This window comes from Acinetobacter sp. CIP 64.7 (assembly GCF_000369745.1).
In the GTDB taxonomy this organism is placed as follows: Bacteria; Pseudomonadota; Gammaproteobacteria; order Pseudomonadales; family Moraxellaceae; genus Acinetobacter; species Acinetobacter fasciculus.
Genome location: NZ_KB850189.1, coordinates 1 through 6,623 on the forward strand (window position 1 = coordinate 1; position 6,623 = coordinate 6,623).

The 6,623-nt window shown below is 41.5% G+C and carries 9 protein-coding genes and 2 rRNA genes; 6 read left to right on the forward strand and 5 right to left on the reverse strand.

Annotation, left to right across the window (positions count from 1 at the left end; all coding sequences use genetic code 11):
• Positions 1-147 (forward strand): 23S ribosomal RNA (locus F890_RS17590); the annotation flags it as partial.
• Positions 148-363: 216 nt separating this feature from the next.
• Positions 364-478 (forward strand): 5S ribosomal RNA (gene rrf, locus F890_RS17595).
• Between the two features lie 157 nt (positions 479-635).
• On the opposite strand, the gene F890_RS17600 is transcribed toward rrf, so the two are convergent.
• The 3 genes from F890_RS17600 to F890_RS17610 all read right to left on the reverse strand — a co-directional run bounded on the left by F890_RS17600 (position 636) and on the right by F890_RS17610 (position 3,074).
• A complete protein-coding gene (locus tag F890_RS17600; RefSeq protein WP_017397643.1) occupies positions 636-2,018 on the reverse strand; it encodes a dihydrolipoyl dehydrogenase in 1,383 nt (460 codons plus the stop codon).
• A gap of 305 nt (positions 2,019-2,323) precedes the next feature.
• Positions 2,324-2,746 (reverse strand): protein tyrosine phosphatase family protein, encoded by a 423-nt coding sequence (locus tag F890_RS17605; RefSeq protein ID WP_004733682.1) that lies wholly within the window; start codon positions 2,744-2,746, stop codon positions 2,324-2,326.
• Complete coding sequence (locus F890_RS17610; RefSeq protein ID WP_004733684.1) at positions 2,739-3,074, reverse strand: protein tyrosine phosphatase family protein; 336 nt, start codon at positions 3,072-3,074, stop codon at positions 2,739-2,741. Before F890_RS17610 ends, F890_RS17605 begins: the two co-directional genes overlap by 8 nt.
• Positions 3,075-3,199: 125 nt before the next feature.
• Between F890_RS17610 and F890_RS17615 the strand changes: the two genes are divergently transcribed.
• The 3 genes from F890_RS17615 to F890_RS17625 are packed head-to-tail and all read left to right on the forward strand — an operon-like array spanning position 3,200 to position 4,971.
• Positions 3,200-4,096, forward strand: coding sequence for an alpha/beta hydrolase (locus tag F890_RS17615; RefSeq protein ID WP_004733687.1), 897 nt, complete (start codon positions 3,200-3,202; stop codon positions 4,094-4,096).
• Positions 4,097-4,528 carry a thioredoxin TrxC gene (trxC, locus tag F890_RS17620; RefSeq protein WP_004733689.1) on the forward strand — a complete coding sequence of 144 codons (432 nt, stop codon included), beginning with the start codon at positions 4,097-4,099 and terminating at the stop codon, positions 4,526-4,528.
• Positions 4,529-4,533: 5 nt separating this feature from the next.
• Positions 4,534-4,971, forward strand: coding sequence for an acyl-CoA thioesterase (locus F890_RS17625; protein WP_211100818.1), 438 nt, complete (start codon positions 4,534-4,536; stop codon positions 4,969-4,971).
• 63 nt (positions 4,972-5,034) lie between these two features.
• Here F890_RS17625 and F890_RS17630 read toward each other — a convergent pair whose 3' ends face one another.
• Positions 5,035-5,538, reverse strand: coding sequence for a DUF4442 domain-containing protein (locus tag F890_RS17630; RefSeq protein WP_004733694.1), 504 nt, complete (start codon positions 5,536-5,538; stop codon positions 5,035-5,037).
• 28 nt (positions 5,539-5,566) lie between these two features.
• Entirely contained in the window at positions 5,567-6,055 is a 489-nt protein-coding gene (locus tag F890_RS17635) for a YajQ family cyclic di-GMP-binding protein (protein WP_004281601.1), read from the reverse strand.
• A 91-nt stretch (positions 6,056-6,146) separates the two neighbouring features.
• On the opposite strand from F890_RS17635, the gene F890_RS17640 reads away from it, so the two are divergent.
• On the forward strand, positions 6,147-6,461 hold the full coding sequence (locus F890_RS17640) for a rhodanese-like domain-containing protein (protein WP_004733697.1): 315 nt from the start codon (positions 6,147-6,149) through the stop codon (positions 6,459-6,461).
• Positions 6,462-6,623 lie beyond the last annotated feature (162 nt).

Below are 6,623 nucleotides of genomic sequence, written 5' to 3' on the forward strand. Positions count from 1 at the left end.
AGCGGGAAGCCTACCTCAAGATAAGATTTCCCCGAGACTTTATGTCTCCTAAAGAGCCGTTGAAGACTACGACGTTGATAGGTTGGATGTGGAAGCATAGTGATATGTGAAGCTGACCAATACTAATTGCTCGTGAGGCTTGACTATACAACACCCAAACAGTTGTATATAAAGCATCAATTGATTTCATATTGATCTAACGATCAGACGAAGCCTTGATTTAGTTAAGCTAATCGAACAAACTACTGCAACTCAGATATATCTGTTAATGAACGATGTTCAAAGCACTGCTTTGAACAGAGTGCAAGATTTGAAGAAAGCTAAGGCAACCATAAGACCTCAGTAAGTAATCATACCAGTTGTGCTGGCGACCATAGCAAGAGTGAACCACCTGATCCCTTCCCGAACTCAGAAGTGAAACCTCTTAGCGCTGATGGTAGTGTGGGGTTACCCATGTGAGAGTAAGTCATCGCCAGCTCATTATTCCAAAACACCCCCTGTCAAATGATAGGGGGTGTTTTTTTATGCGCGAAATAATCGTCTTATATATGTCATATATAAATTTAACATCAACATTGCTCAATATTAGACTAGAGCAAGAACTAATTTTAAAGCGTAATAGGTTTATAGCTCCTTTATAGCAATGCATCCAACTGACGTCGAGCATGTTTAAATGCCGTTCTGAGTCCTTCTTCCAAAGTCGGATGATAAAAAGGTTTGGCTAGAATCTGATGAATATCCTGATTGGCATCAATCATCCAAGCCAGTAAATGGGCCAGATGTTCTGCTTGTGAACAGAATAGTTCTGCGCCAAGTAATTTACCGGAGTTTTTATCAAAATAAACTTCTATTCCACCTGAGTTTTCTCCCAAAACTAGAGCACGTCCTTGGTTTTCATAAGAGACGAATCCCCGAATAAATTCGACGTGTTGATCTTCTAGCTGTTTAAAATTTTTTCCGACAATCGCCATTTCAGGATGACAAAATACAATCGCCAATGCGGTTAAGGCAGGAATAGGCTTTACATCCGGATAATTTAAACAGTTATAAACCGCCTGTTTACCCGCATGCGCGGCTTCATGTTGAATAGGGGTATCAAGTGCGGCATCACCGACTATAAATATAGGTAGGTTTGCAAGTTGTTTGGTTTCTTTATCGATAGGAAGGTTTTTGATGTCCTTGAATGTTGAATTGAGTTGATCTAGACCTAAACGATCTATATTGCTTTGTCGACCTGTGGCAGCTAAGACATATTCAACTTCAATATTCTTAGTCTGATCATTTTCTGTAAAGTTAATTTTTACTTTATCATCCTGTATTTCAACTTTATCTGGCAAAATTTTAAATTTGATATTCAGTTCTTTACTTAATTGCTCTTGTGCTAGTTTTTGTAAGATCGGGCTAGTTAAAGCACCTACTTTTTGACTACGCGCAAACATTGTGGTTCGTACACCCAGTCGTTGCATGGCTTGAGCTAATTCAATTGCAATGATGCCACTCCCGATTACTGCTAAAGACTTAGGTAATTGGGAGAATTCAAATATTTCATTGGAAGTGATGTATTTGTCTGTTAATTTTTTCTTTAAAGTTTCATCAATATTGGGGCGTGAGCCTACAGCGACAATAAAACTTTTGGCCCGATAGTATTGTCCATTGACTTCGATCGTTTGGGAATCAATAAATTTGGCTTTTCCGGAAATTTTATGTGAGCTGTCCCATTGATCGACACCTTTCAAGGTTGCGAGAATAAAACGTTCTCTAAAGACATGCACACGTTGCATCACATCTGAAGGATCAATGACAGCATTATGTTGTAAAGCAAGGTCTTCAGCAGTTTGAATATCATGCATGCGATTTGCAGAGGAGATTAGCAATTTACTTGGCATACAACCTACACGGGCACAGGTTGTATCCCACGGGCCATCATTGATAATTAAAATATTTTGGGTATATTCGACGGCTTCGTTATAAGCACTGATTCCTGCAGTGCCTGCGCCAATAATGATGAGGTCGTACATTATATTAAAATCATGTCGTAATATTTTACCACTATACAAAAAAGCCCTCAAAACAAGAGGGCTTTGTAGCAATTCATTACATTAAAGTAAACATACTCAAGTGAGCAAAAGATAACTAAACATCAACATCTACTTGAAGGATTTCAGTTAATTTATTTACTTGTCATCTATTTGGACTTAAATATATTTCATTTTAAACTTAAGCAAGTTAAATCGATGTTCCCACACTTACACCCACAGTCGGCTTCAAATTCATCGAGCTACAACCGGCAAAAGCCAAACTACAACATAAAATAATCAATAACTTATTCATGAATCAATCCTTGAGATTTAGCCTGATTAAACAAAGCAGCTGAACGTGTGCCACTACGGCAAACCATCAAAATTGGTTTAGGCAGCTCATTATAATATCGAGCAAATTCTTCAATATTCGCCTGAGAAAGCTGGCCACTCACCACAGGCTGATAAATCACACTAACTTGAGATTTCTCCGCAATGGAGCGTAATTGACTTACCGTGACATTATTACCAGTTTCCTGATCAGGACGATTTACAATCACAGATTTGAAACCTTGCTGAATCAATTGCTGAAACTTGCTTGGTGTCATTTGCCCTGTGACACTCACCGTAGAGGTCAGCGCACGGCTAAGATCATTTGCAGCAAAAACAGGTGTAATACAGCTAAAATATGTTGTTAGCAACACCCCTTTCCAAAACGACTTAGTCATCCAGCAGATCCATCTGTTTTGCCAGTTGATATAAGTTATTCGAGCGGTTTCCGGTGCGGCAGAACATCAAGATCGGTTTTGGTAACTCATTATAATGATTGACAAAAGTGCGTACATCAAGCTCCGTAATCTGACCGGCTACTACTGGCTGGAATACATAATCCAGACCGGCATTGCGTGCAGCTTCCTCGATTTGTGCACTGGTTGGCTGCTCGGAACCACCTTCCATGTCCGGACGGTTGTTGATAATCGATTTAAAACCTTTCTCAACCACTTGAGTTACGTGTTCCGGACCAATTTGACCAGCAAAACCTACATTTTCGCTCATGACGCCACTCCATCATTTCATTTATATCGATATGCTTTATGATAGCATTAAGCTGAAAACATGCTGAACCTGTTCTGAAATTTTTATAAATGATGATAACCATAAGATAACGCAATGGAGCGCGTATGCAGGCTTATACAGTTGAACCACTGTATGTCAAAAGCGGTCAGGAAGTGATTGCTGCAGATTTTTATCGGCCTAAAAATATAGAAAAACCGGCCGTAATCCTGATGGCTCATGGTCTGGCTGCCTTACGTCAATTTAAACTGGTGCAATATGCCCAGCGTTTTGCCAGTGCCGGCTATGCGGTGGTTTTATTTGACTATCGCTATTGGGGCGGCAGCACTGGGCGTCCACGTGAACTGGTGTCGATCAATGCCCAGCTCGATGACTGGCGAACCATGATCAGACATATTCAGGAACGCAAATCGATTGACAGTAAACGGATCGTGCTCTGGGGTACGGCCTTAAGTGGTGGGCACGTATTGACACTTGCAGCAGAGCTGAAAAATATTCAGGCGGCGATGGTACAGGTGCCTTTTGTCGATGGGGCTGAAAGTGCCCAACTATATCCTTTACAACAACTCCCCAAGGCGCTTAAAGTTTCCAGTCAGGATTATATGGGGGCCAAGGTTGGTATGGCACCAAAAACCTTACCTGTAGTTGATCCGCCTGAGCTATGTTTTATGCCGACACAGGACAGTTATGAAGGTTATCTGTCGATTGTCAATCCGGATTATTACTGGAGTGGTCATATTCCTGCACGGGCATTCTTCAAACTGATGCGCTATCGACCGATTCAGGAGGTAAGAAAGATTAATATTCCAGTACTGTTTATTGCGGCAAAACGGGATAGTCTGATTCCAATTGAATCGAGTCGGGAAACTGCCACCAATATTGCACCATTTGTGCAATATCATGAGTGGAATATCCGACATTTTGATATTTATCATGGGGAATGGTTTGAAAAAGCAGTTTCGACCCAATTAGAATTCTTACATCAACATATTGGAGTGCGCTAGATGATTATTGTATGTCCGGAATGTCTGGCCAAAAACCGTGTCCCTGAAGATAAACTCACTGCCAACCCTGCTTGTGGTCAATGTCATCAAGCCCTGATTCCACTGGCACCGATTGAAATAAATGAGCAGAATTTCAGCCAGTTTGTCACGCATAGTGACTTACCAATCCTGATTGATCTCTGGGCAGAGTGGTGTGGTCCCTGTAAAATGATGGCACCGCATTTTGCGACTGTCGCAAAACAATATCCAAATGTGGTTTTTGCAAAAATTGATACAGAAGCGAATCCTCGCTTAAGTTCGGCATTTAATGTTCGCAGTATTCCGACGCTGGTGTTGATGAATAAAAGCAACGAAATTGCTAGAATAAGCGGTGCATTACGATCAAGCGAGCTGCAAAAATGGCTTGATCAGCAGTTAAATACCCAACCCTAATTCAAATGCCTGGAGTGAAAGTGTCAGATTCTCAAGTAAGACCAGAGGGGATTCTTTCCCTACAGACGATCGCAATGCCTGCAGATACCAACTGGAGTGGTGATGTCTTTGGTGGCTGGATCGTTTCACAAATGGACTTGGCAGGCGCGATTCACGCAGAACGATTTTCAAAGGGACGTTGTGCCACGATTTCGATTAACCAGATGACTTTTCTGGTACCGGTAAAAGTCGGAGACGTGATTAGTTGTTATACCAAAATTTTAAAAGTAGGCAAGACCTCTATCCAGATGGAAATCGAGGTTTGGGACAGTCATGATGATTCACGCCCACCGATTCGGGTGACCGAAGGGGTATTTACCTTTGTTGCAGTAGATGTCAAAGGCAACAAACGTCTGATTCCAGAAGACGCGAAACAGAAGCTTTTAGAATCGCAATCAGCCTAATAATGGCTTGAAATAAAAAATCCCAGATTTAATATCTGGGATTTTTTTGTCTAAAAGAAGAAATTATGATTTCTTAAGCTGGCTCTTGGCAATCCAGGCCCAGAGCATTTCACATTGAATCGGAGCTTCACCTGATTCATCACTTACCACAACTTGAACCAATGTTTCGCCTTTATCTGAACTTTGCATCAAGGCTTGCTGCTCGGATGTAAGCGTAGCAATCGCAGTCATGGCACCGCGCGTCGGGCGTTTAAAATCAATCTTTAAACTTTTGATCAGCACAATTGCCGTATCCGGCACATTCATTGCAGTGACAAAACCAGTCGCGGTTTCTGCCAGTAAAGCCATGGCACAGGCATGTACCTGACCAATATGGTTTTGCATAGCTTTATGATTGGCGATTGTGACCACGACTTTTGCCGGACTCAGCTCTACATAGCGAATCTTGGCAGAGCCTACCATGGGAACCACACGGCCAAAAGTTTTACTCAGTAAAGCACTGCGTATACCTTGTGGTAATCTGGAAGTGGCGTTCACCAGTTTGGTCAGTCGATTGCGATGCGTCATAATTCCTACTTTAAGACACAGAACGGTCTTAATCTTTAAAGTTGTTGAACTGTAAAGGCAAACCAAATTGCTGTTCTTTCAAGAATGCCATTACTTGTTGCAAGGTATCGCGTTTTTTATCAGTTACACGAATCTTGTCGCCCTGAATCGAAGATTGCGCTTTAATCCCACTTTCTTTAATGGCTTTATTAATTTTTTTTGCGGTATCTGAGTCAAGTCCATCTTTAAGCTTGATCACCTGAATCACATTTTTGCCAGAAGCCGTCATTTTTTGTGGATCAAGCGCCTGAATATCGACTTTGCGTTTAAAGAAATGACTTTCCAGCATGCTATAGACTTGTTCACACTGGAAATCGCTTTCAGTCGAGATTTTGATTTCCTTGTTTTTTTCATTCAGTTCAATAGAAACGTCCTGACCACGGAAATCAAAGCGGGTCGCGATTTCTTTTTGGGTGTTTTGAACTGCATGATTTACTTCAAAAATTTCTAATTCAGAAACAATATCGAAAGAAGGCATAGTTTAGACCTTTACAAAGGGAAAGAATATCTGAGATGCTAGGGATGTTTTCTTCATTTGCCAAGTGTTGTTTACATCAAAGGAGTGCGCAATGATCCGTAAACAAGAAATTACAACATTTGAGTTCCCAGAAAATGCAATTATCTGGGATGTACGCGATTCAAGTGCTTTTGCTGAAGCACACGTGAAAGGGGCGGTGAATCAGCCCATTAACGATCTTTCAGCAGAAAGCCTAACTCAGGTGTCAGCGGATCAACCCATTTACATCTTGTGTGGTGGGGGCAGTAAAGCTCCACGTGCTGCGGAAAAACTAGAGGGTTTTGACAGCTCACGTGAATATGTCATTCTGATGGGTGGTACTCGTGCTGCCCGTGATGCAGGCTTACCGCTTGAACAGGGTGCATAAGCATTCTGTCAAAAAAAGCGCCGCAAGGCGCTTTTTTAATGGGGCTAATATTTTTCCCTCTCCTTTTAGGCATAGGTATCTACACATCTATGAGATACCTAATGCCATTGTGGCTATCTCATTGAGTTCATCTATTGAATATTCCGAGAGCAGTTGAAGAGT

Excerpts from the sequence above, each read along its gene's own strand:
- F890_RS17600 (WP_017397643.1), bottom strand. The coding sequence starts at position 2,018 with ATGTACGACCTCATCATTATTGGCGCAGGCACTGCAGGAATCAGTGCT.
- F890_RS17605 (WP_004733682.1), bottom strand. The coding sequence starts at position 2,746 with ATGACTAAGTCGTTTTGGAAAGGGGTGTTGCTAACAACATATTTTAGC.
- F890_RS17610 (WP_004733684.1), bottom strand. The coding sequence starts at position 3,074 with ATGAGCGAAAATGTAGGTTTTGCTGGTCAAATTGGTCCGGAACACGTA.
- F890_RS17615 (WP_004733687.1), top strand. The coding sequence starts at position 3,200 with ATGCAGGCTTATACAGTTGAACCACTGTATGTCAAAAGCGGTCAGGAA.
- trxC (WP_004733689.1), top strand. The coding sequence starts at position 4,097 with ATGATTATTGTATGTCCGGAATGTCTGGCCAAAAACCGTGTCCCTGAA.
- F890_RS17625 (WP_211100818.1), top strand. The coding sequence starts at position 4,534 with ATGCCTGGAGTGAAAGTGTCAGATTCTCAAGTAAGACCAGAGGGGATT.
- F890_RS17630 (WP_004733694.1), bottom strand. The coding sequence starts at position 5,538 with ATGACGCATCGCAATCGACTGACCAAACTGGTGAACGCCACTTCCAGA.
- F890_RS17635 (WP_004281601.1), bottom strand. The coding sequence starts at position 6,055 with ATGCCTTCTTTCGATATTGTTTCTGAATTAGAAATTTTTGAAGTAAAT.
- F890_RS17640 (WP_004733697.1), top strand. The coding sequence starts at position 6,147 with ATGATCCGTAAACAAGAAATTACAACATTTGAGTTCCCAGAAAATGCA.